Genomic DNA, 22216 nt, shown 5'->3' on the forward strand with positions numbered 1-22216 from the left:
CGTTCCTTTCGGTGGGTGGCCTGGCGGTTCAGGTGAGGTTGATGCCGATCTGCTTGACGCGGGTGAATTCCTCGATGCCGAGCTGCCCGCCCTCCTTGCCGTAACCGGACGAGTTGAGGCCCCCGATCGGCAGATCTGGCGCAACGACGAGGTGGTTGTTGATCCAGACATTGCCGTAGTTGAGGGCGTTGACGACCCGCATCCCGCGTCCGACATCGCGGGTCCAGACCGATCCGGCCAGGCCGAAGTCCACGCCGTTGGCCAGTGCCACCGCTTCGGACTCGTCGGTGAAGGTCTGCGCAGTCATAACCGGCCCGAAGATTTCCTGCTGAATGAGGTCGTCGTCCTGACTCAGGCCGGTGATGAGTGTGGGCTCCAGGTAGAAGCCCGGTCGGTCCGGGCGGTGGCCGCCGTGTAGCACGGTCGAGGCGGTTGGCCGGTTGGCGATGAGTTTCTCGACGCGGGAGAGCTGGGTAGCCGAGATCAGCGGTCCCAGTGTGGTGTTCGCGTCGGTCGGGTCGCCGAGGACCACCTTCTTGAGGTTGTCGATGACGGCTTCCAGGAAACCGTCGACGATGGAGTCGGCGATGATGAGCCTCGTGGCGGCCATGCACTCCTGGCCGGCGTTGTACAGCGCGGCACCGACGATGCTCTCGGCGGCCGAGTCGACGTCCACATCGTCGAAGACGATGACAGGCGCGTTGCCGCCCAGTTCGAGGATGGCCCGGTTGGGATTCTGTGCGGCCGCTGCGGCGATGTTACGACCAGTGGCAGTCGACCCGGTGAACGACACCAAGTTGACGCCGGGATGGGCCGCCAGCGCAGCACCCACCACGCTGCCGTGACCGTTGACGATGTTGAGAACCCCTGCAGGCAAGTGCTGCTGAGCCAAGGCGGCAAACGCGACGGTGGACAACGGCGTGATCTCTGCCGGTTTGATGACCACCGTGTTGCCTGCGGCCAGAGCCGGCATGATCTTCCAAACTGCCTGCCACAGTGGGTAGTTCCACGGCGTGATACCGGCGACGACGCCGAGGGGTTCGCGGCGCACGAAAGTCGTGGTGCCGGCTACGTATTCGCCGGCTGCCTGACCGCTGAGCACCCGGGCAGCGCCGGCGAAGTGGCGCACCGAGTCGGCAATGTCGGGTAGTTCCGCCTCGGTGGCCGCGGTAACCGGCTTGCCAGCGTCTAGTACCTCCAGACCAATGAATTCGGTTAGGCGAGCTGAGAATTCAATGGAAATCGCGTGCAGAGCCTCGGATCGCCGGCGAGCCGAAAGTGCGGCCCACGCCGGTTGCGCAGAGCGAGCTGCGGCCACAGCGCGATCGACGTCCTCGGCGGTGGAGGAGGTGAATGATGTCAGTTCCCCACCAGTGCCAGGGTTCAGAACAGACAGAGTGCCGGTGCCTGAGCCTTCGACCCACTCGCCATTGATGAGGTTGGCGACGGTGGGCACGGTGGGGGCGATGAATGCCATGTTGCTTACTACTCCTTGGTGGTACGGCGTACTGTCGCAAACAGCAAGGAGTGGTGCCGACGCGCAGTCGACCCACTCCTTCCCTGGTTCAGTCGTGGATGGGTTCGCGGTCCAGCTTGCCTCGGTGTGCGGACGGGATGAATGCGTAGACGCCGAATCCGATCGCGATCGCCACCAACATGCCCACGCCGACGCGCAGCCAATCCGACCACACCAAGAGGGCGCACAGCACGATCGACCAGATGATGGCTATGGCGAACACGAACGGTGCGGCTCCTCTGAGGTTGAACGGGTGGTCGGGCAGCTTCTTGCGGAGCACTGCGACGAAGCCCACCAAAACGACCACGCCGTAGGCCAGCGCCCAGGCCAGTGCCGTCATGGCGGAGAGCACGCTCAGCAGCGAGGACCAGCAGCACACGATGATCGAAATGAGGGTGACCACGAAGGTGGCGTTCATCGGGATTCGGTTGCCGTTGAGCTTGTGCAGCCAGTGCGCCGCCGGCATCTGGCGGTCGCGCGCCTGTGACCACACCACCCGGACGGCGGTGAGTTGCAGCATCGCGATGCAGGCCATCAGTGCGACGATGGCCACAGCCTCGAAGACGGTGGTAAGCGTGCTTCCCACGGCAGAGTCGAGGATCAGCTTGACGGGCGTGGCGCTCGCCATGACGGCGTCGACGTCGGGGATGGCGCGCACAAGCAAATAGAAGAAGATGGTGCCGCCGATGACTGCTGCGGTATTGGCCAGCACGGTTCCCCACGCGGCGTTGCGGGCGGCGTTCTTGGTCTCCTCGGCAGCATTGCCTGTCGCATCAAAGCTGGAGATCGTGTAGGCGGGAAGAATCATCGCGAACAGGAAGCCGATCCAGGCGACATTGCCACCGGGGCCGACGGTGCCTGCGGTGTCGAACAGAATGGACGCCGGTGCGCGGTCATATTTGGCGACCACGAGCGCGACGATGACCATGATGATGATCGCCGCTTCGGCCACCACGCCGACGTTGTTGAGCAGGGCAGCTGCCTTGACGCCGGCGATGTTGACCAGGGTGACCACAACGATGATGCCGACGGCAAACAAGGTGATCTCCGCGCCGGAGAGCTCACCGAGTCCAAACCAGCCCGCGATGAACGGCACCATGCTGACCGACAGAGCTGCCACGGCCACGGTGTGAGCGATGACCAGCCACCAGCCACCTTGCCAAGCCAGCCACTGCTGCTTCGGTGCCAACCGACTGATGATCTGGTAGACCCCACCGGAAAGTGGAAATGCCGAAACCAGCTGGGCTACAGCTAATCCCACGCCGAAGACCTGTAGTGCACCGCCGACGATGAACGGCCAGAACGACGCTGGGCCGAAGAAGCCGAAGCCGACGATGATCGTGGTGAACACCACCGAACCCACCGATATCGAGGTGAACTGCACGCCGAAGGACGAAAACAGGCCAAGCGCTCGATTGAGTTCCTGCTTGTAGCCGTACTTCTGCAGATGGCTCTCGTCGTTGGCCGCGACGTCGGCCAACGATTCGCCGGTACCCGGCGCGGCGGGCGGGGGGTTGTCAATTGTCATGGCCTCTTCGCTTCTGGATTGGAGGGTATGGAGAGGTGAGAACCGCGGCTTAGTTCATTGTGCGTTGTCGACAATATGCCATCACGGTGAACCGCGCAATACCAAAATGCGATCGGGAGCGCACCGGTCGCATCGAGAGATCGCGGCTAGAAAGCGATGTTGATCAGTGCAGATACGACAAGGCCCCGCTATCGCCGTATCGGCGATAGCGGGGCAGGTGAAGTCGACTACGCAGAGCGACCGGCGCGCGAACTGCGTCGAGTGTCGTGCAGAGGGTCGCCGACCTCGACTCCGGGCGCGAAGTGCACGTGGTGGCCGAAGGCCTCCCGGATACGATCATGATCTCCGGTCTCGATGACGGCAATGAGTTCCTCATGCACGCCGGCCACGTCCTGAGCGGACTGGAAGGCCTCATGATCGAAGATGAAGAACAGACGCAGCTTCAGTTCCCAGTCTTGCCATAGCGCGAGAAGGGTTGCATTGCCGGACTTCTCGTAGAAGTAACGATGAAAAGCCAGATGCTTTTCGATGGCGGACACCAGATCGCGCCCGGACGCGCGATCGAGTTGGTCCAGCAGCTTGCGCAACTGCTTCCAGTCCGCGTCGCCGAGATGAGGCAATGCCTGCGTGACCGCGTAGGGCTCGACAAGTGTGCGGATGGCCGCGATCTCGGCGATCGTCTCCGGCGATACCGACGCGACGTAGGCGCCTTTGAAGGGCACCTTCTCGACGAGGCCCTCCTCCTCGAGGCGACTCAGCGCCTCCCGGACCGGGGAACGGCTGATCCCCATCTCCTCGGCGATGTGCGCCTCGCGCAATTGCGACCCCGCGGGCAGTTCGCCAGACAGGATTGCCTGGCGAATCTGGGCGAGAACCGCCGTCGGCGCTTTCTGGTGTGCCAGCGGAACGAAGGTAGCCACGTCATTCCCCTCTGTGGGATTTAGTCGACAATACACCGCTCCCTTGACGCGACAACCACCCGTCTCCACCGCCAGGCAATACGGCGATTCTAGGGAGTCGCCGAGGTCACCTGCTGCCCCAACCATGTGTCCGAAAGGGTGAAGCCGGTCGGGAACGGATCGCTCGGATCGACCCCGACCTTGCTGAAGTCGGTGATCCACGCCTGGCCGGCGATGCTCGGCACAACAGCCGGCACCCCGCCGACCGTGGTCAGCCTTTCGATGACGCCGTCGAAGTGGGTGTCCAGGATCGAACGGTGGATGAAGTGCTCGCCGGGTTCGATCTGGCCGCGGGCATGGATAGCTGCCAGGCGGGCCGAGGTTCCCGTCCCGCAAGCCGAACGATCTATCCGCCCGGGCGAAACGATGACTGCGTTGCGCGCCGTCAACACACCGTCGATACGTTGCAAGGGAGTGGTGAACTCAGTTTGGGTGATCCCGGGAAATTCGGGATTCTCGGGGTGTGTCGCCGACAACTGTTCTGCGGCAGCGGTCTTGATCTTTTGCCCTACGGCGCAGAGATCGCGGGCTTCCGACGGCTCGAGGGCGAATCCGACGCTGGCGGCGTCGACCAGCACGTAGGCCATGCCGCCCCAGGCGACGTCGACGGTCAAGGTGCCGTAGCCCGGCACCTCGACGGGCGCATCGAGGTGGTAGACGAATGCCGGCTGGTTGACGAATCGGACGCTGGTGACCTTGCCGTCGTGGCAAGTGCACTCCAGGTCTATGAGGCCGGCAGGCGATTCGAGGGTCAACGTGGTGACCGGCTCGGCCATCGGCAGCATGCCGGTCTCCAACAGCACGGTGGCCACACAGATCGTGTTGCTGCCCGACATCACCGGGTATTCGGTGGACTCCATGATGACGTAACCCATTGCGGCGGCCGGATTGTTGGAGGGAAGCACGACATTTGTGGAGCGGACAACATTGCCGCGGGGCTCGTGCAGCAGTCGCTGGCGCAGATCGTCGCGATGGTCCTGAAGATAGTTGCGCTTGTCGAACATCGTGGCACCGGGGACATCGCCGATGCCCCCCACCACGACATTGCCGATCTCACCTTCGGCATGGCAGCCCACGACGTCGACCATATTGTTGAACCGCATGTGATGACTCCGGTCTCTCTAGATTCGTAGGGGATGGCACTGAATCGTTGGAGACCAACGCAAGTGCTGGCCTCCAACGGGTTCAGTGACGATCAGCGGTAGCCGTGAGCTAGCGCCTTCTCGGTATCCTTGCGCACCGCAGCGGCGACGTCCGCGGGCAACGCCAGCCGAGGCGGACGACACGCGCCGCCGCGGCGGTCCGCAACGTCCATCGACAACTTGATGGCTTGAACGAACGCGGGCTTGGAGTCCCAGCGCAGTAGCGAGTGCAGGTCGCGGTACATCGGCAGTGCGTTGTCCAGATCCCTGGCCACTGCGAGTTCCCACAGTTGCACCGATGCGGCCGGTAGCGCGTTGGGATACCCGGCGATCCAGCCCTTAGCACCGGCGAGGGCGAGTTCGAGCACCACGTCGTCGGTACCGACGAGTACGTCGAGTTCGGGTGCCAGTTCCTGGATCTCGTAGATCCTGCGCACGTCGCCGGAGAATTCCTTGACGGCCACGATCAGGCCGGCAGAGTACAACCGGGCCAGCAGTGCCGGAGACAAATCGACCTTCGTATCGAGAGGGTTGTTGTACGCCACGACCGGTACGCCGGCTGAGGCGACCTCTTCGTAGTGAGCGAACACGATGTCGTCGTCGGCGCGGTAGGCGTTCGGTGGCAGCGAAAGCACCGCGTCGGCGCCTGCCTGCTTGGCCTGCTGGGCCCAGAACTTGGCTTCCCGCGAGCCGTATGCGCCGGTGCCGGGCACCACGCTGAAGCCCTCGGGAGCGGCTTCGACGGCGACCTCGACGACCTTCGCCCGTTCCTCGGTAGTCAGGCACGAGTACTCACCGAGCGACCCGTTGGGAGTTATTCCGTGGCAGCCGTTCTCGGCCAGCCAGCGGACATGATCAGCGAATGCACCGAAGTCGACCGAAAGGTCGGCGTTATACGGCAGCGCGCTCGCCACCACCACGCCGTGCCAAGGCTGCGTGCTCATATTGGAATCTCCTCTGGTTTCAGGTCGGCAAACACACCGTTGGATCTTGGATTTTGGATCTTTGTGTGTTGTCGACAATGTACTACACACCTTGGGATGTATGGAAGAGGATTCGCGCGACTCGCTCACTGCCCGGTAGGTACTCCTAACGATCGAGGTCGTGCTCAACGAAACGGTCTCCGGCTCCGATCCACCCGGTCGCGAACAGCGCCACCAGCGCGATAACCAATGCGAGCAGCGCAGTGCTCCAACTGTCCGTCAGATCTCGCAACGCACCCACCAGCAGCGGCCCCGCGGCCGCGATGAGGTACCCGATCGTTTGTGCCATACCGGAAAGATCAGCAGCCACAGATGCGCTCTGTGTCCGAAGGACAAACAGCATCAGCGCCAAACCGATACCTGCTCCCTGTCCCACACCCAGCAGGACGACCCACAGAACCGGGGCGCCGTTGGGGCCGAGTAGCAGCCCGATCAACCCTGTCGAGAACCCCATCACCGATACCCAGACGAAGGGCCGCTGATTCGTTCGCATGGTGGCGACGATCGGGATGAGCAGGGAACTGACCGTTCCCACGATGCTCATGACGGACGCCGTCATTCCGGCTCGGGACCGACTCATCCCTGCTTCAGTGAGAAGGGTTGGCAACCAGGCGATGAGCGCGTAGTACACCAGCGACTGCATGGCCATGTACAACGACACGGCCCAAGCCAGCCCTGATCGCCACACGGCCAACCGTCTGGCCGGGGCCAGCGCCTTCGGGGGCGCTGTCGAGCATGCATTGGGCAGCCACAGCGCCAACGCGGCCAGGGTCAGCAACCCCCACACCGCCAGCGCCCCACGCCAGTTGATACCCAACGCCGAACCGACAGGAACGCTGGTTGCCGAGGCGAGTGCCGCACCGCCGTTGAGGCATAGTGAGTACAGCCCCATGACCATGCCGGTGCGCAAGGGGTAATCCCGTTTGATGACGCCGGGCAACAGGACGTTGGTCACCGCGATCCCGATACCGGCGACGGCGGAGCCTGCGAACAACGCCGGCAAGCTTGGCACCAAGCGCAGTCCGATGCCGCCCAACAAAACAACCAAAGCTGCTGCCAGGACGCGGTCCATCCCCCAGCGTCTTCCGGCCGCTGGAGCCACCATGGCGAACAAGCCGAAGCACAGCAATGGCAACGTGGTGAGCACGCTGACAGCGGTGGCACCCAGTCCAGTGTCCGCACGCAACTGCGGTGTCAAAGGGCCGACCGCGGCCAGGACCGGGCGTTGATTCAGCGATATGGCTATCAAAGCAGCCAACGATGCCGCGGACTTCCATACCGTGCCGTCGGCGCGGACGGGGAAGCGGCATGACCGCCAGATGCGAGCCCGATCAATTCCGCAGCTCAATAACGGATTTCGCACTGATCCCTCATAATCTGGGGTTTGGTGGCGTGTGGGATTACGTCCTGTACGCGATCCAGCCAGGCATTCGCAGCAGCCGATTACCCGCCAGCGGGTCCGGATCGACCCCACGCCCTAACGAGGTCTGTGATCGCTGCGAGGAAGTCTGACGTGTCAACCTCCTCGCCAATCGGCTGAAGAATCACCGTGTCGAGCCCGGCCGCGCAGTAGGGCGCAATGCCTTCGCTGATACTGTCAGCCGAACCACCGACACCGAATTCCTCGGCGGCCGTTACATTCCAATGCTGAGCTTCCGCGGCCAAGCGCGACGCAGAGTCAGCACCCGGCGCGCACGCAAGGTACATCATTTGGCGAAAGTTCCTGAGGGGCTGGAGCTGTCGGCTCAAGTCGACGTGTCCGAGCGCAACACGCATACTCGACGCGGTCTGCTGACAATCCAGGACCACACCGTCAGCAAGTTCACCTGCGAGCGCCAACGTCTTAGGGCCGGCCCCGCCGATCAACACGGGAACCCGCACCTCGGGCACGTACCTGAGACAAACCGAATCGAGGCATATGTAGTCGCCTGCCACACTAACCGTCTGTCCTGCCAAGAGCCCACGGAGTGCTGTCACATACTCGCGCAACAGGGTCAGAGGCGAGGCGACGGCAACTCCCGATTGACGCATCCAATGCTGCACGCCGTGTCCAATCGCGACCTGCACGCGTCCGGGGAACATCGCTGCGAGCGTCGAGATCTCCAACGCCGCTGCGACTACGGTGCGCAACGGGGCGGGTAATACTCCGACGCCAACTACGAGCGATCTGGTAGCTGCCAAAGCGACCGACGCTTGCGCTATTCCACCTTGCAGGAAACAGTCTTCCCACAACCAGAGTTCGTCGACACCACTCTGGTCAGCCTCCGCAGCGAACACCATGAGCGAACGGGGGTCGAAGTCTGGACGCCAGACCACGCCAATGCGCGCCGGGACACCCTTCGCCACTATCAGCTCAGACAAAAACCATCTCCCTCGAATGAGCAACAAAATGACTACGGGCCGCTCATCGGAGTCGCACCTCGAGCCGGCAAGCCCGACGATCAAGCTATCGTTGATTGTCGACAGTACGCAACCCATTGGCAAGGTACTCGCCACGGGCGTTTACTGTCCACCGGAGAATGATCTGTCGGCTCCACGGTCGAAATGCCGTTGTCACGTAACCCCTCGCCCTATCTATCACCGTGCATCGGGACGTCGGCGTCCACGGTATCGAGACGGGCGGTCCATGTGCCGCCGGACCCTTGAGATAGGAGCGGCAGATGGCGGCGTGCCGGCGGGAGAACTCCCCTCAACCAGCTCGCGTCAACCAGAAATCCGTCATCCTCGCGCGCACAATCACGACTGTCGCCGCGAGCATTGTCTTGGTCTTCGCCGCCGCGTGTTCGAGCGTCGACGTAGCCAAGCTGATCCCCACATCCGACCCGAGCATTTCGGCGGCACCGGTAAAGCTGACCGACAGCGATCTCCAAGCGGTGTGCAGCGGGGCAACCGCGTCACGCGCGACGGCCTTCGACCCACAGGCACAGTCCCACAAGGTAATTCTGTTCTCGCCCCTCAACGGCTCACTCGTGGAGGACACCAGCATGCTGCCCACTGATTGGATGGTCCAGTTCAACCAGAGCAGTGATGCCTACGCGAAGATCGATCTGGTGGCCTGTATCCAGGTGACCGATGAACAACCCTTGAAAGAGTGCACCGGGTACGAGGACAACGGCGCCGCCACCGCAAACAAGGTCAACCTGCAGAGCGCAACGTACTCTCTCTCGGTGCGGTCGGCGGTAACAGCCAAAGAGCTGGGCCGGACGGAATTGTCGACCGCCGACGACACCTGCCCGATGTTCATGAGCTTCGACGATGACACACAGATCAAGACGTACGACGTGCCGCCGCCCAAGGACGACGTCGTGGCGTTCATCAAGCAATTCGCGCAGCCGTAACATATTGACTGCCAACGGTAGTCACTCTCAACCCGGTCAACGGTGTTTCATCGCCGGATACGCGCTGAGATAATCCGGCCCTGGGCAGATAGGAAGGGTGTCCTACCTCCAAGCGGTCGAGCGGAAATCAGTCGGCCGCGGACTCCAACCGGAATCCGACCTTGAGGGTGACCTGAAAGTGTTTGACCTCGCCGGCATCGAGGTGGCCGCGGACTTGCTGCACCTCGAACCAATCCAGGTCGCGCACAGTCTGCGAGGCCCGTGAGATGGCGTTGCGGATCGCCGCATCGATGCCCTCTGGCGAACTTCCCACGACCTCGATGACACGGTAGACGTGATCGCTCACAGTGGTCCCCTTTCGGACGTCAGCCTGGACGTCCAAGCGTATGGCTACATGAGTTGCGATGGCGGTCAAAACGCCATAAGTCGTTCACCGTTTGTGCCGAACACTATGCGGCGCAACCACTCCAGCGCAGCGTCAGGATCAGCGATCATCCCGCACGGGGTTCGCGTTTGGGCAGACCAGCCGCTGCAGCCATACCGCAGCGAGGCGTTCAGCAATGCCACCGCTGGGCGTCAGGATTCCGGTGGTTGCACGCGGCGCTGCCGCCTCGTTGTGTTGGCGCAGTTGATGTTTGAGTCCGCAACAACAGAAGGATAGTGCCTGTCCTGGACAGAGCCGTCGACATAAATCGACCACGGGCAGGAGCGGCATTGGCTTCTGTCTAGTTCATCAAGTGCAGCGGCGGCGATGATGACGATCGGAGACCCGCATGCCGGGCACCGCATCATTCAGCAATACCACTGTCGGTGCACCAGCGCAACGATGAATGCGGCGCGCACTACCGCGCCACACTGCCGGCAATACTAGCCGACCTACGAGACAGATTGTCGTGCTTTTCGATTCACCCCAGGTGAGCCGCGGACTCTGCCGCACCCGATACGTGGCTATACCGACAAATGTCCGTCGACAAGGCAGCTACCACCGGCCGCCCTGGTGTGGATATCGGCGCAATACAGGGCGACATCGTCGAGGAGGTCGACATCACCGAGAGGCAAGGTGGCCCGCAATGTCACCGGATTGTGCATGACGTCGAGGTGGAAGACCGCGTCGATCAGCTGTCTGCGCACCCGTGGCGAGGGATTCCCGGCAGCGATGTCGATGCTGAGCTCGATGGCCGAGGAGCTGGGCCGGATGTCGGCGAACGCCACGTCGTGGTATCCGGCGGCGACGCTGACGTGATATTCGCCGCGCTCGGCGGTGATAGAGGTGGACAGGACGCCGGCGTACTGGTCGAGGTCGGCGTGAGATTCGTTCATCACTGCTCCCGTGCACATCGGTAGGTGGCGAGCCGTTTGATGCGTCCGCTGGTCGGACCGCCCGATATCCTCGCGCCGGAAGGTCCGTTACTACGGTCCCACCATTCCCGTCGCGGCGGAAGGGCCCGTCGTCATCTGTCGCGCCGCTATCTCGTTGCGGTTGGGCGAATTGTCGACAAAACGGCCCTCAGCGGGCACCAAGGTCACGATTGATTAAAGAAGCACCGCCGGATCCAGGAATCAACCTTCTACGATCTACGTAGTAGCTCAGTATTATTGGATGCCAGATGTCAACACCACACCTCGAGTCCTCGTCATCGACGATGCCGGCGGATGGGTGCTAGGCATCCTGGCCGAGCTGCGGCGGCACCGGATGCCCGTGCTCGTGGTGCCCGACGGATGCGACCCCTGGGACATCACCCACCGTTTTCAGCCACGGGTGATCATCCTCAGTACATCCGCACGCGAGGGTGCGGCGTGGCGAATCTGCGACGCGGATGTCATCGAGGTGAATTCCGACAGCCCTACCGACGCGACTCTGACGGGCGCAGACATCGTGACCCTGGCGTGGCAGCCCGACGATCTCGGCGATCCGGCGGGAGCCTCGGGGTCGGGCGGGAGACACACGTTCGGCAGGCAGGTTTTCGGACCTCTGCACATCGACACCGTCCGCCGCCACGTGTCGGTCGCCGATGTTGAAATCCGCTTGACCCGCATACAGTTCGACATTCTCGTCGCGCTGGCACGCCGGGCGGGCGAGGTCGTGTCGCGCCACGAACTCATGACCGAGGTGTGGGGCCCTCAACGAACCGGTAGCCCAGGGTTGCTCGACGTGCACATCGGAAAGCTGCGCAAGCGGTTGGGCGACAACCCGACGAGGCCCATGTTGATACTGACCGTCCGCGGACGCGGCTTCCGCCTCGCCCCCGAAGGCTGGCGCTGAGCGAACGGAAGCTCTTCGCGCACATCGAATTACGTGCTTGGAATTCGCCAGACGGGTGTTACCAATGTGAACAGAGTGCTGTACGGTACGAAAGTACTGATTTACTACGTAGGTACAGAGGGCATAAGCAAAGGCGCAGCAGCCACGAGGTGTGACGCCGGATTTCGATTCGATTGGGCCTCGGCTATGACAGGGAAGGAGAACGCGGTCATGCCTTCCCCGCCGCATGCATCCCCGCATCGCCCCACGACGGACCCACGTTGCTGGGATCGCCGGACACTACTGCGCGCAGGATGTCTGGCCGCCGCGTCGGTCGCAGCGTGCGCCGCGTCGGTCGCAGCGTGCGCCGCGCCGCGCGCGCACGCCGAACCGAACGCGGGCCCGTGGGATCCGACGTTGCCCAATCTGCTCAGCGCGGGCGCCCCCGGCGACCCGGTGGCCATAGCCAATGCCTCGCTGCAGGCCAGCGCGCGGGCCGCACAGACGACAATGGATCTGGGTCGCTCGTTCCTCGGCAGCCTGGGCCTGATGCCAACCAACACCATGACGGCCCCCGGCGCACTGCGCGGCAATCGGGTCTACGGCAGGCAGGCGGTCGAGTACGTCATCCGGCGGGCCGGCTCTCAAATCGGCGTCCCGTACTCATGGGGAGGCGGCAGCCTGACGGGACCCAGCCGAGGAGTGGACTCCGGTGCCGACACTGTCGGGTTCGACTGCTCAGGGCTGGTGCGGTATGCGTTCGCCGGTGTAGGAGTGCTGCTACCAAGGTATTCCGGCGATCAGTACAGTGCGGGCCGCCAACTTCCGCCATCGCAGGCCAAGCGCGGGGATCTGTTGTTCTGGGGGCCCGGTGGTGGACAGCACGAAGCGCTCTACCTCGGCGGCGGTCAGATGCTCGAGGCGCAGCAGACCGGGGTGCCGGTCAAGGTTTCGCCCGTGCGCACCTCCGGGATGACTCCCTACGTCACGCGCGTCATCGAAACCTGACGCCTGGGCGCTGCAAGCTAGATGCAGGGCAACAGTCCCGCGATGTCGAGAACGACCAGGCTTGCCGGCGTGAGAAGAAACGCCGTCGCAGCAGCAGTGAGCCCAATCTGGGCACTCACGCGGCCTCCGGGCGTCGCGGGTGACAGCAGTCGCTGCGCACGGCTCAAGACGGCGACATCCGCGGCGCCGAGCGCACCGGCAGGGACCGCCGCGACCAATGCCATCAACCCGCCGACCAACGCGCACCGGCCGTGTCGGCGAGCAGCAGCATCGTCGGCGCACATTTCCAGCAGCCGCGATACCTCGGTGACCGCCCGGTTCATCAGCCTCACTCGCGCAAACACGGTGGCCACACCCCGCAGCATCGTCATCACGGCGGGATGATGCCCCGCCACGTGCGCACGTTCGTGCGCGATCACCGCGGCGAGTTCGTGGCGGTCCAGCACAGCCACCGCCGCACTGGTGACGACGATGGTCGACGGACGACCGGCCACGCAGTACGCGGTACGTTCGGGGGCGTCGACGACGTACACGTCCGGAACATCTGTCGGATGACCGACGAGGCGGACGGCCTGGGCGTGCGCGCGAGCACGGCCGCGCAACCGCACGACCGTGCGGCCGCCGCGCACCACCAGATAGCCGATGCCGGCCAGCACCACGCCCACGCCTGTCAGGACCCCCAGCTGCGCATACCGACCGGCGTCACCCGCGGCCCAGCGGCACAGCACTTCCACGCAGCACCGCACCAGCGAATTGTGCCGACCCCAGTGAGCGGCCACGCTGATCACGAGCAGGATCGCCGCCGCCAGCCACGCCATCAGCACACTGGCGACCGCGCCCACCCACGCCGCAACACCGACCCGAGGTGCGTGGCCGGCGCGCGACAGGCGGCCCAACACCGATGGGCCGAACGCCAGCACCGCAGCGCTATAAGTGACGAGGCCAGCCGCAGCGTTCACCGCTTTTTCGTTTCGGCGGATTTCGCGCGGCTCGTACGGCGCGCCAAGCGGCGTAACGCCTCGCGCAGCCGTTCGGATTCGGCCGGGTCGATCTGTTCGATGAAGTAATTGAGCACGAGATCCGAGCGCCCGCCACCATCGAGGGCTTGCCGCATGAGTTGCGCGGAATGTTCTTCGCGGCTCATCACCGGCCAGTACCGATAGGCGCGGCCGTCGCGTTCACGACTCAGCCAGCCCTTGCCGTGCAAGTTGTCCATCGTGGACATCACCGTGGTGTAGGCGATCTGGCGTTCGGCAGCCAGCTCGTCGAAAATTTCACGGACCGTGACTGTTTCGGGATTGTGATTCCAAATGCGGTCCATGACCACGGCTTCCAGTTCCCCGAAACCTCGTGTCCGCACGGCTTACACCCTCCGACGTCGTCGCGACCACCCTACCGCGTCGGGCGACCTCTGAGGTGATGTCAACCCAGCGCACTGCCCTTCTGCCATTGTTCCCACGGCACACTCCAATCGCCGTTCTGCCAGACCTGCAGGGGCTCACCGCCGGTGTTGCGTACCTCCACCACATCACCGGGTTGCGAGAAGTCGTAGAACCAGCGGGCGTTGTCGGGGTTGAGATTCAAGCAACCGTGCGACACGTTGGTGTTGCCTTGCGCCCACACGGTGCTCTCCAGCTGGTGCAGATAAATCCCGTCGGTGCTGATCCTCGTGGGCCAGGAGATGATTTCGCGGTACCCGAGTCGGGAATTGATCGGCAGGCCGTAGGTCGAGGAGTCCATCACCACGGGGTTGGCCTTGTCCATCACCGTATAGATCCCACGCCGGGTCCAAAACGAGATGGTCTGCCCGTTGACCGTCTCGGTCCCACCCATACCCATCGAGGTCGGCATCGTGCGCACCAGTTGACCGTTGTTGAACACACTGACCTGTTTGGTGGCGTCGTCGGCGATCGCAATGTGAGCGTCACCGATGACGAAGCTCACCTGTGTGTCTTCCTGCCCGTACAGGCCGCCACCGAGGGCAGCCCCGTAGATGTTGGCTTGCACGAGGATCGCGGTGCCAGGGGCGTGGTACTGCGCGGGTCGCCAGTGTGCGCGCTGGTCGTCGAGCCAATACCAGGAACCGGTCACCGCCGGTGTGGTGGTCACCCGTAGGCGCCGCTCGGCGGCGGCCTTGTCGATGATGGGCTCATCGAACCGCGCCACGACGACGGTACCGATGCCGTAGGTCCCGCCGTCGCGCAACTCCGCACCGGACGTCGTGGTCAGCCGGACCCGTGTTTGGTTATCCGGCTGCAGGGTCGAGAACGTCGAATTGCGCTGCAGCCGAGACCCATCGGAAGCAACGGCGGTGGCGGTGATGGTATAGGTGCGTCCATAGCCCAGCGGCACTCCGGGCTTCCACACCACATGAAGACATCCGCCCCGAGCCGGTTGTCGATGCGCTCCGCACTCGCGCGCAACTGACCCAAACCCATCGCCGCGCCTTCGACGCTCACCGCGCCCGAACCTGGATGCGCGCCCACGATCAAACGCCTGCCCGCGAACACACCATCGACCACGGCATCGACTGATCGAACGCAACCTCGCTCGTTGACCCACTCAGTACAGGTGGAGGAGCGTTTGAGGTGGTTGCCGATGAAGGTGTCGTCTTGTGCGAGCGTTTCGTACAACACGCCGCGCAGATTGTTGGGATCCACTTCGAAGTGGATGTCGGACTGCTCTGAAAGATGTTCGTGCGCATCGTCTTTGCGTTCGAAGTGCGCTCGCAAAGTCGCTTGTATCGGGCGCAACTCGTCCACTGCGATCGCACCGAAAGTCCTGTCCAAGCCTAGTGACGCGAACTGCCACCGTACCCGACTGCAGAGTTCCTCTCCGAACTCCTTGGTGTCCGGTTCGGCGTAGAACCTCACCACCACTTCTTCGTCGGTGCCGGGTGCCCCGTTGTCGACGCGGGCGTACAGCCACCGGCCGATCTTGGGCATGAAGTACGGGTGAAGCATGCGCTGGGCGGGGTCTGTCGGCCACTGAGCGCGCAGGCTGCGGTTACAAAGACTGCACGCGGGCACCAGATTCCACGGTTCGATGGACAGTGCCGACATCAACGTTTTGGGGATGACGTGATCGAGACTGTCGGCGACTTGGTACCGGCAGTAGGTGCAACGCCTACCAGGGCCAGACTGCTGCAACGACCGGTAGATCCAGTATGCCGCCGACCCTGCCGCGCGGAGATACCGCACGCGGTCGGCTGAGCGCTATGCGTTGTACGCGAGCTCACCAAGCAGATACGACCGCTAACCGAACATGCCAAGGTCGCTCTGGGCAGCAGTGATGAACTGCTGGCGCAGGCCGTCGGCATCGCACTGAACTTTGTTCACCGCTTTGCGCGCGTCGGACACCTTGTCGACGTAGTTGCTTGGATCGCCGGGCCTGGTGATATCGTCAGCCAACCACTGGATTTGGTGCCGTGGTGTGGATCTCTGTCTCCACGGCTTCTGGGACACTGAATGCTCCAGGGCGCACGCGTTGAGACCGTCGCCGGGCGCGAGCAGGTGTCTGGCAAACGCGTCAGCTCTGATCTCCTCTGGGGAACGAGCGCAATTCTGGCCGCGCTCCTGTTCGTGGTAGCCGCCGTCGGATTCACAGCCTGGCGGCCGCCCCAACCGACTACCGGCTAGCTGCAACCGCAGATTGCCAGCTAGCCGTGGCGATTTCACTAGGAACGCGGAGAATGATCGAACTGTCCAGCCAGGAAGAGGATTTCATGATGAAGACCCCGATCGCATTCGCCACACCCGTGCTGGCCGTCGGCCTGGCACCGGTTGGCTCCACCGTGTCACTCGCCGCAGGATCCATATGCACCGCAGCATGGCAGAAGAACACCCGCGTCTCGGCCGGCACCGGCGTCCCGGTCGGCGACGCCAAGGCGCCTAAGCTTGTCGGCCCCAACCATCCTTCAAGAAACCCTGATTATGTCGCAGTGCAACGGTTTCCGCCGTATTTGCCGGCCATCGAGGTCAAGTCGATGGGTGTGCCTGCTCACGGTTCGGTGATGCCTCTCTACGCGAGGAGCGCTGGGAGGCACCACCGAACGTCAAAAGTTTGAACTATTCCCAACACACTGCTCATCTCGGTCGACGGCGGTGAAACAGCCGCACACCGCCCGTTTCAGCAATAGGAGACAACAGAAGTGGCAATCAGATCGTCTAACGCCGAGAGTGCCCCGGCGTTAGTTGCCGGCCTGCTCAAGTCCGTCCTGTCAGGTTGGAAGTTGACGTGGTTTCTCGTCCTTGCGATCACGGTCGGTTCGACCATCGCGGCGACCGCAGTAGGCGGAGTCGACGGAGCCAACCTCGGGATCCGCATCACCGCCCGAACCTCAGCGATCCTGTTCTTACTCGCCTTCACCGCATCGTCGCTCTATCAGCTCTGGCCAACCAATGCCACTAAATGGATCCGCCGCAACCGACGTTATCTCGGCGTCGGCTTCGCCGGATCACATTTCGTTCATGCCATATTCATCGTCACCGCAGTCGTTCTCAACGAGCAGCGATTCGAGACACACGTCGTCGATCCCACCCCACACGGCGTCTTCGTCCTGGACTTCATTGCCTATGGCTTCATCATCGCCATGACCATCACCTCGTTTGACCGCATCGCTAAACGCATGCAGTACGCGACGTGGAAGCGCCTCCACCTCACCGGGAGCTACGTCATCTGGTTCACGTTCTTCATCGCCTACTGGCGCCGAGGCGTCACCTACACCGAGTTCTACGGACCATTCCTCATGATCGTCCTGGCAGCGCTGATAATCCGGTTCATCGCAAAAGCTAAGCGACGTGAGGGCAAACGCCACGCCCTCGTAGCCGAGAGCTAGCCGTGAATCCTTCGCCACCATCATGCTGTGCGCAGCCCACACCTCGCGGGAAGCACTGCACCGGGATCAGAGCCTCTCAGGTACCCGCCATCTGCCGCTCTGGTGTGGACGGGCAAAGCGCAACACCCGAGCGGCGCTGCTGATAGCTCCGCCGATCAATGGACGGGACAGCTCCACCTACCACCCAGCAGCCCGCAAACCAGAGGCCGCCCGCGTGAAGACGGTGACAAGCACTCCACCAGAGGTGTGCGACATACCGTCATGAACTTTTTTCGTACCCATCGGTATAGAAGGAGTATGGATATGGATAACACGAACGAGCGGGTTGCTTTGGTTACAGGAGCCAACGGCGGAATCGGAAGAGCGGTTGTGGCGCGACTGCGGCGCGATGGATTGAAGGTCGTTACATCCGACATCGAGGGGGACGTCGACCTAAAGCTCGACATCACAAGCGATCCCCTGCCATCGGAGGTTTTCGATCGAATCGACGTGTGCGTCAGCAACGCTGGCATCGTCGATATCTGGGGATCGGCTCACCGCGTCTCTACTGAGGCGTGGAATCAAGACATCGCAGTCAATCTCACGGGGGCGTTTCGAGTGATTCAAGCGTGCCTTCCCGGTATGAGGCGGCGTGGTTTCGGACGCATCGTCGCGGTCTCCAGCCTCGCCGGCGTTACTGGCATGGCCGGCAAAGTCGCCTACGCCGCGTCGAAGGCAGGGATCCAGGGAGCAGTGAAGACCATTGCCATTGAAAATGTCGAATTTGGCATCACGGCGAACTGCATCCAGCCGGGCTTTGTCGAAACACCCAAGGTCCTGTCCCTCCCGGCGCCTACTCGTGAGGGCTTACTTGAGGCAATTCCCATGCACCGCTTCGGTCAGCCCCAAGAGATAGCCGATCTCATCGCCTTCCTGGCTTCTGATTCCAGCGGTTACATCACCGGTCAGGCACTCGCGATCGACGGAGGCCTCGGCCTGCACACAGTCGGAATCGCGGCCGCGCGCAGGGATGCCCAGCGCTGATGGCGAGCCGGAACACGGATCCCGTGCACGACGCACGCTTGACGCTGGATGCCAAAACTGCACACCAGGCGGTGAGCAACGCAGATCTTCGCGCCTTGCTCATGATGGTGTTTCACTACACCGGCGATCGGTATTGGCTGAGCGAGCGCTTCCGGCCCGTACGCGACATACGCCTGATCGCCCCGGAAGATGCCGGGTTAGCCGAGGAAATTCAGGACGAGATCCGCGCGGCGGCTGTCGCAGCACTAACCAGCGTTGCCTCCCCCGCAGTTGACGAGCCTGACGATGCTCTGCTGCTAGAGATGATGTCGGTCGCGCTGGGCGAATCAGTGCCGGTGGAATACGGCCCGATGATGCGCGAACAAATGGGTTTCGCGTCGGGCCTAGCGGGATACGAACCAATCAATGCCGAAAACGTTAGGCAAGAACAGCTTTCGGTGCTGATTGTCGGATCCGGTGAAAGTGGTATTGCTCTCGGCGCCATATTAAACGATCTGCGCATCCCATACGTCATCGTGGAGCAAGCAAACTCCGTGGGCGGCACGTGGCGCGACAATATCTATCCCGGGTGCGCCGTCGACACGCCGAACCACTCGTACTCGTACTCCTTCGGCACACGTTTTCGGTGGTCGCGGTACTTTTCCGAACGCAGTGAGATCGAGGCGTACCTGCAGGGGTGTGCCTGCGAATTCAACGTGCAGGACAACATCCGATTCAATACAAGGTGCATACAAGCGGAGTGGGACCACGAGGCGTCGTGTTGGCGCGTCCTACTCGACACCGCTGGATGCCGCGGCTGGATCACTACCCGATTTCTGGTAAGCGCGATCGGCCCGTTCGGCGAGCCTCAGATTCCCGACATTGACGGCATGCAGTCGTTCGCCGGGCCTGTCGTGCATTCCGCCCAATGGCCGAAGGACCTCGACATCCGCGGCAGATCCGTCGGCATCATCGGTACAGGCGCCTCGTGTATGCAGATCGCGCCTACCATCGCCGATGAAGTTAGAGATCTAACGATCTACCAACGCACGCCGCAATGGATCCGACCGATTGAGAGATTTCACGATCGCATCGACGACGATGTTCAAGTACTCATGACCCGGGAACAGTTCTATTCTCGTTGGTACAGACTAGTCATGCTGTGGCGCTACGGCGATGGCCTCCTGGCCACACTCCGCAAGGATCCCTCTTGGCCACACCCCGAGCGAGCCGTCAATAAAATCAACGACCGCCATCGCCAACAGATGACGCAGCATATTCACGAAATCGTCGGTGATAGATCTGATCTGATCGCCAAATGCGTACCCACCTACCCTCCATACAGCAAACGCATCCTTCTCGACAATGGTTGGTACGAGATGCTGTTGAAGCCGAACGTGCACCTGGAAACCCAGCGCATCACCAAAATCGAACCGTCCGGCGTCCGCACCGAGGCCGGGACCGTCACAGACGCTGACGTCCTGGTGCTTGCGACGGGCTTCGACGTATCGCGTAGTGCAGCGCGACTTCACATCGTTGGCCACGACAAGACCCGCTTAGAGGACGTATGGGCAAAGGGTATTGGCGCATATCTCGGAATCGCCGTGCACGGATTTCCCAATTTCTTCATGGTTCAAGGCCCCACTACCGGACTCGCCCACGGTGGCAGCGTGATTTTCACGTCAGAAGTTCAGTCGCGCTACATCGCCTTGGCGATCCGCCACGCACTTGAAGCAGACATCGCTGCGCTCGAGGTTAAGCGGGAGGCGTACCTAAGCTACATCGAACGCGTAGATGCCGAGCATGATGGTCTTGTGTGGAGCCACCCGGGAACACTGCCCTATTACCGCAACGCCTTTGGCAAGGTGCGCACGGTTCTGCCATGGCGGATGGTTGACTATTTTCATATGACCAGGGAGCCGAACCTCGATGATTTCGTCGCTACCCACAGAAAGGCGGCGGCACCGAAAAAATCACGATCAATCTCAATTCGATGAAGCGCCGAACGACCGCAAGGAGATCTCGGTACCCCAGAACTGCGGAGACAACACATCAACCACACCTACTAGGCTACATAGTAGATGTTGTGCGCCTACCTGTTCGTTCCACGATGCTGTCCCCCAACACAGTTGAGGCACGGACTCGAGCCGCGTCTCGTTCAGGGCCGGTAATCCAAACTGGTCATCATCCCGGCCTCCTGGTGATAGGTGTTGTGGCAGTGCAGCATCCACACGCCGGGATTGTCCGCGACAAACCTCACCTGCAACCGTTGCATGGGTAGCACGATGACGGTGTCTTTGCGGGCACCGGGCTGACCGCCTGCAGCGAGCACTTCGAAGGTATGCCCGTGCAGATGCATCGGGTGCCACATCATCGTGGAGTTCGTGAACGTCAACGTCACCCGCTGCCCCTGCCGGACCTGCAGTGGCCGGGTTTTCGCGAACGGCAACCCGTTGATGGTCCAGTCGTAGCCCATCATCGATCCGCCCAGATTCGCCGAGAGCTCCACATCCGCGCGCCAGGGCGGCAGCGCCACATCGGCGGCAGCGGCCAGACCGGCGACTGTCGCGACCCGTCCTTGCAACTCGGCAGGGAGGTAATCGACGGGCGGTGGCGAGCCTGCGCCGGTGACCAGCAATGCACGGGTGGTGGCGCTCTTGCCCTCCGCTGCCGCCACGAGTGGAAACACGCCATCGCCCGTGGTCACCAGGACGTCGTAGCGTTCCCCCATGCCCAGCAACACCGCATCGGTCTCGACGGGCGTGACCGGGAATCCGTCGGTGTGCGTGACCGTCAAACGGTGCCCCGCCAGCGCGACCCGGAACGCCGTATCGGAGCCGGCATTGATGAGGCGCAGCCGGACCCGCGCGCCGGGCTTGGCGCGAAAAGTCGTAGGCGCCTGGGGGATACGACCGTTGATCACGTAGTACGGGTAGGTCACGTCGCCGGCGTCCCCGCCGAGCAGCGCACTGCCGCCCATGTTGTCGCCGCCACCCGTACTTCCCATCCCGCCCATACCGGGCATGCCGCTGTGATTGGCACCGCTGCGCAGTCCGTCGTAGATCTGGGCTGGGGTCTGGCCGACGCCGTCGGTCCAGTCGTCGAGCACCACCACCCACTCGGCGTCATAGCCGCCCGGATCGTTCGGATCATCGACGATGACCGGAAAGTACAGGCCGGTATCGGCGTCCAAGCCGACATGCGGATGCGCCCAGTAGGTGCCTGGATGCGGCACCGAGAACCGGTAGGTGAACTCGCTTCCGGCGTCGATGTCGGGGCTGGCCGGTGACGCGCCATCCATATCGTTACGCAGCGCGATCCCATGCCAATGCACCGACGTGGAACGGTCAAGGCGATTGCGCACTGTCACGGCCACCTCGTCCCCCACCGACGCCCGCAAGAGCGGTCCGGGAACAGAACCGTTGTAGGACAAGGTTTCAACGACGCGGCCACCCAGATCAACCTGCGAGCGGCCCGCGGTCAAGGTGGCCGTCACGCTGCGTCCGCTGTGCACACGGCGCGCCTCTGCGGCCGCGATCGCGCCAGCAGGGTCGACGCCGCTCGAGGTGCCCCGCCCACACGCAGCCACGGCCAAACCCGCCGCAGCGACAAGAAAGCCACGTCGACTCAGTTCAGAATCATGTCGATGGCTCATCGTCCT

20 protein-coding genes and 2 pseudogenes are annotated in these 22216 nt (G+C 62.8%); 7 read left to right on the top strand and 15 right to left on the bottom strand.

What is annotated here, in order from left to right; genetic code table 11:
* Window positions 1-28: 28 nt before the first annotated feature.
* The 7 genes from A5784_RS00580 to A5784_RS39755 all read right to left on the bottom strand — a co-directional run bounded on the left by A5784_RS00580 (window position 29) and on the right by A5784_RS39755 (window position 8606).
* Entirely contained in the window at window positions 29-1477 is a 1449-nt protein-coding gene (locus A5784_RS00580; RefSeq protein ID WP_156750300.1) for an aldehyde dehydrogenase family protein, read from the bottom strand.
* 88 nt (window positions 1478-1565) lie between these two features.
* Window positions 1566-3044, bottom strand: a complete 1479-nt coding sequence (locus A5784_RS00585) for an APC family permease (protein WP_064941259.1) — start codon at window positions 3042-3044, stop codon at window positions 1566-1568.
* Window positions 3045-3271: 227 nt separating this feature from the next.
* Window positions 3272-4090 carry a GntR family transcriptional regulator gene (locus A5784_RS00590; RefSeq protein ID WP_082944574.1) on the bottom strand — a complete coding sequence of 273 codons (819 nt, stop codon included), beginning with the start codon at window positions 4088-4090 and terminating at the stop codon, window positions 3272-3274.
* Entirely contained in the window at window positions 4054-5106 is a 1053-nt protein-coding gene (locus A5784_RS00595; protein WP_064941261.1) for a proline racemase family protein, read from the bottom strand. The genes A5784_RS00590 and A5784_RS00595 overlap by 37 nt, the downstream gene beginning before the upstream one ends.
* Window positions 5107-5198: 92 nt before the next feature.
* Entirely contained in the window at window positions 5199-6089 is an 891-nt protein-coding gene (locus tag A5784_RS00600; RefSeq protein ID WP_064941263.1) for a dihydrodipicolinate synthase family protein, read from the bottom strand.
* A 145-nt stretch (window positions 6090-6234) separates the two neighbouring features.
* Window positions 6235-7386 carry a CynX/NimT family MFS transporter gene (locus A5784_RS00605; RefSeq protein ID WP_197514585.1) on the bottom strand — a complete coding sequence of 384 codons (1152 nt, stop codon included), beginning with the start codon at window positions 7384-7386 and terminating at the stop codon, window positions 6235-6237.
* Between the two features lie 185 nt (window positions 7387-7571).
* Window positions 7572-8606 carry an LLM class flavin-dependent oxidoreductase gene (locus tag A5784_RS39755; protein WP_082944576.1) on the bottom strand — a complete coding sequence of 345 codons (1035 nt, stop codon included), beginning with the start codon at window positions 8604-8606 and terminating at the stop codon, window positions 7572-7574.
* Between the two features lie 182 nt (window positions 8607-8788).
* On the opposite strand from A5784_RS39755, the gene A5784_RS00615 reads away from it, so the two are divergent.
* Window positions 8789-9466: a hypothetical protein gene (locus A5784_RS00615; protein WP_064941264.1), complete on the top strand. Its 678-nt coding sequence runs from the start codon at window positions 8789-8791 to the stop codon at window positions 9464-9466.
* 127 nt (window positions 9467-9593) lie between these two features.
* On the opposite strand, the gene A5784_RS00620 is transcribed toward A5784_RS00615, so the two are convergent.
* Both A5784_RS00620 and A5784_RS00625 read right to left on the bottom strand, forming a co-directional pair.
* Window positions 9594-9812, bottom strand: coding sequence for a dodecin (locus tag A5784_RS00620; RefSeq protein WP_064941265.1), 219 nt, complete (start codon window positions 9810-9812; stop codon window positions 9594-9596).
* Window positions 9813-10414: 602 nt separating this feature from the next.
* Window positions 10415-10786, bottom strand: a complete 372-nt coding sequence (locus tag A5784_RS00625) for a hypothetical protein (RefSeq protein ID WP_064941266.1) — start codon at window positions 10784-10786, stop codon at window positions 10415-10417.
* Between the two features lie 280 nt (window positions 10787-11066).
* Between A5784_RS00625 and A5784_RS00630 the strand changes: the two genes are divergently transcribed.
* Window positions 11067-11729 (top strand): winged helix-turn-helix domain-containing protein, encoded by a 663-nt coding sequence (locus A5784_RS00630; RefSeq protein WP_064941267.1) that lies wholly within the window; start codon window positions 11067-11069, stop codon window positions 11727-11729.
* A gap of 210 nt (window positions 11730-11939) precedes the next feature.
* Window positions 11940-12716: an NlpC/P60 family peptidoglycan endopeptidase RipB gene (gene ripB, locus A5784_RS00635; RefSeq protein ID WP_082944588.1), complete on the top strand. Its 777-nt coding sequence runs from the start codon at window positions 11940-11942 to the stop codon at window positions 12714-12716.
* Window positions 12717-12733: 17 nt separating this feature from the next.
* Here the strand turns inward: ripB and A5784_RS00640 are convergent, their stop codons facing one another.
* From A5784_RS00640 to A5784_RS38065, 5 genes and pseudogenes are all read right to left on the bottom strand, one after another.
* Window positions 12734-13675, bottom strand: coding sequence for a M56 family metallopeptidase (locus A5784_RS00640; protein WP_064941269.1), 942 nt, complete (start codon window positions 13673-13675; stop codon window positions 12734-12736).
* The gene (locus A5784_RS00645; RefSeq protein WP_064941270.1) at window positions 13672-14076 is read right to left on the bottom strand and encodes a BlaI/MecI/CopY family transcriptional regulator; all 405 of its coding nucleotides are present in this window, start codon (window positions 14074-14076) and stop codon (window positions 13672-13674) included. The genes A5784_RS00640 and A5784_RS00645 overlap by 4 nt, the downstream gene beginning before the upstream one ends.
* A gap of 62 nt (window positions 14077-14138) precedes the next feature.
* A pseudogene (locus A5784_RS00650) lies at window positions 14139-15080 on the bottom strand (L,D-transpeptidase); the annotation flags it as partial.
* Between the two features lie 647 nt (window positions 15081-15727).
* Window positions 15728-15916 (bottom strand): annotated as a pseudogene (locus A5784_RS39760) (hypothetical protein); the annotation flags it as partial.
* A 54-nt stretch (window positions 15917-15970) separates the two neighbouring features.
* Window positions 15971-16126, bottom strand: coding sequence for a hypothetical protein (locus A5784_RS38065; protein ID WP_156750303.1), 156 nt, complete (start codon window positions 16124-16126; stop codon window positions 15971-15973).
* Window positions 16127-16407: 281 nt separating this feature from the next.
* On the opposite strand from A5784_RS38065, the gene A5784_RS00655 reads away from it, so the two are divergent.
* From A5784_RS00655 to A5784_RS00670, 4 genes are all read left to right on the top strand, one after another.
* Window positions 16408-16782 carry a hypothetical protein gene (locus A5784_RS00655; RefSeq protein ID WP_064941274.1) on the top strand — a complete coding sequence of 125 codons (375 nt, stop codon included), beginning with the start codon at window positions 16408-16410 and terminating at the stop codon, window positions 16780-16782.
* A 165-nt stretch (window positions 16783-16947) separates the two neighbouring features.
* Window positions 16948-17553: a ferric reductase-like transmembrane domain-containing protein gene (locus tag A5784_RS00660; RefSeq protein WP_082944578.1), complete on the top strand. Its 606-nt coding sequence runs from the start codon at window positions 16948-16950 to the stop codon at window positions 17551-17553.
* Between the two features lie 303 nt (window positions 17554-17856).
* Window positions 17857-18576, top strand: a complete 720-nt coding sequence (locus A5784_RS00665; RefSeq protein ID WP_064941355.1) for an SDR family oxidoreductase — start codon at window positions 17857-17859, stop codon at window positions 18574-18576.
* Complete coding sequence (locus A5784_RS00670; RefSeq protein ID WP_082944580.1) at window positions 18576-20552, top strand: flavin-containing monooxygenase; 1977 nt, start codon at window positions 18576-18578, stop codon at window positions 20550-20552. The genes A5784_RS00665 and A5784_RS00670 overlap by 1 nt, the downstream gene beginning before the upstream one ends.
* A gap of 161 nt (window positions 20553-20713) precedes the next feature.
* On the opposite strand, the gene A5784_RS00675 is transcribed toward A5784_RS00670, so the two are convergent.
* Window positions 20714-22210 (bottom strand): multicopper oxidase family protein, encoded by a 1497-nt coding sequence (locus A5784_RS00675; RefSeq protein ID WP_064941276.1) that lies wholly within the window; start codon window positions 22208-22210, stop codon window positions 20714-20716.
* Between the last annotated feature and the right edge of the window lie 6 nt (window positions 22211-22216).

The organism is Mycobacterium sp. 852013-50091_SCH5140682 (assembly GCF_001665685.1).
Lineage (GTDB): Bacteria > Actinomycetota > Actinomycetes > Mycobacteriales > Mycobacteriaceae > Mycobacterium.

Excerpts from the sequence above, each read along its gene's own strand:
- A5784_RS39755 (WP_082944576.1), bottom strand. The coding sequence starts at position 8,606 with ATGGGTTGCGTACTGTCGACAATCAACGATAGCTTGATCGTCGGGCTT.
- ripB (WP_082944588.1), top strand. The coding sequence starts at position 11,940 with ATGCCTTCCCCGCCGCATGCATCCCCGCATCGCCCCACGACGGACCCA.
- A5784_RS00665 (WP_064941355.1), top strand. The coding sequence starts at position 17,857 with ATGGATAACACGAACGAGCGGGTTGCTTTGGTTACAGGAGCCAACGGC.
- A5784_RS00625 (WP_064941266.1), bottom strand. The coding sequence starts at position 10,786 with ATGAACGAATCTCACGCCGACCTCGACCAGTACGCCGGCGTCCTGTCC.
- A5784_RS00600 (WP_064941263.1), bottom strand. The coding sequence starts at position 6,089 with ATGAGCACGCAGCCTTGGCACGGCGTGGTGGTGGCGAGCGCGCTGCCG.
- A5784_RS00655 (WP_064941274.1), top strand. The coding sequence starts at position 16,408 with ATGATCGAACTGTCCAGCCAGGAAGAGGATTTCATGATGAAGACCCCG.
- A5784_RS00580 (WP_156750300.1), bottom strand. The coding sequence starts at position 1,477 with ATGGCATTCATCGCCCCCACCGTGCCCACCGTCGCCAACCTCATCAAT.
- A5784_RS00585 (WP_064941259.1), bottom strand. The coding sequence starts at position 3,044 with ATGACAATTGACAACCCCCCGCCCGCCGCGCCGGGTACCGGCGAATCG.
- A5784_RS00675 (WP_064941276.1), bottom strand. The coding sequence starts at position 22,210 with ATGAGCCATCGACATGATTCTGAACTGAGTCGACGTGGCTTTCTTGTC.
- A5784_RS00615 (WP_064941264.1), top strand. The coding sequence starts at position 8,789 with ATGGCGGCGTGCCGGCGGGAGAACTCCCCTCAACCAGCTCGCGTCAAC.
- A5784_RS00590 (WP_082944574.1), bottom strand. The coding sequence starts at position 4,090 with ATGGTTGGGGCAGCAGGTGACCTCGGCGACTCCCTAGAATCGCCGTAT.
- A5784_RS00595 (WP_064941261.1), bottom strand. The coding sequence starts at position 5,106 with ATGCGGTTCAACAATATGGTCGACGTCGTGGGCTGCCATGCCGAAGGT.
- A5784_RS00630 (WP_064941267.1), top strand. The coding sequence starts at position 11,067 with ATGCCAGATGTCAACACCACACCTCGAGTCCTCGTCATCGACGATGCC.
- A5784_RS00670 (WP_082944580.1), top strand. The coding sequence starts at position 18,576 with ATGGCGAGCCGGAACACGGATCCCGTGCACGACGCACGCTTGACGCTG.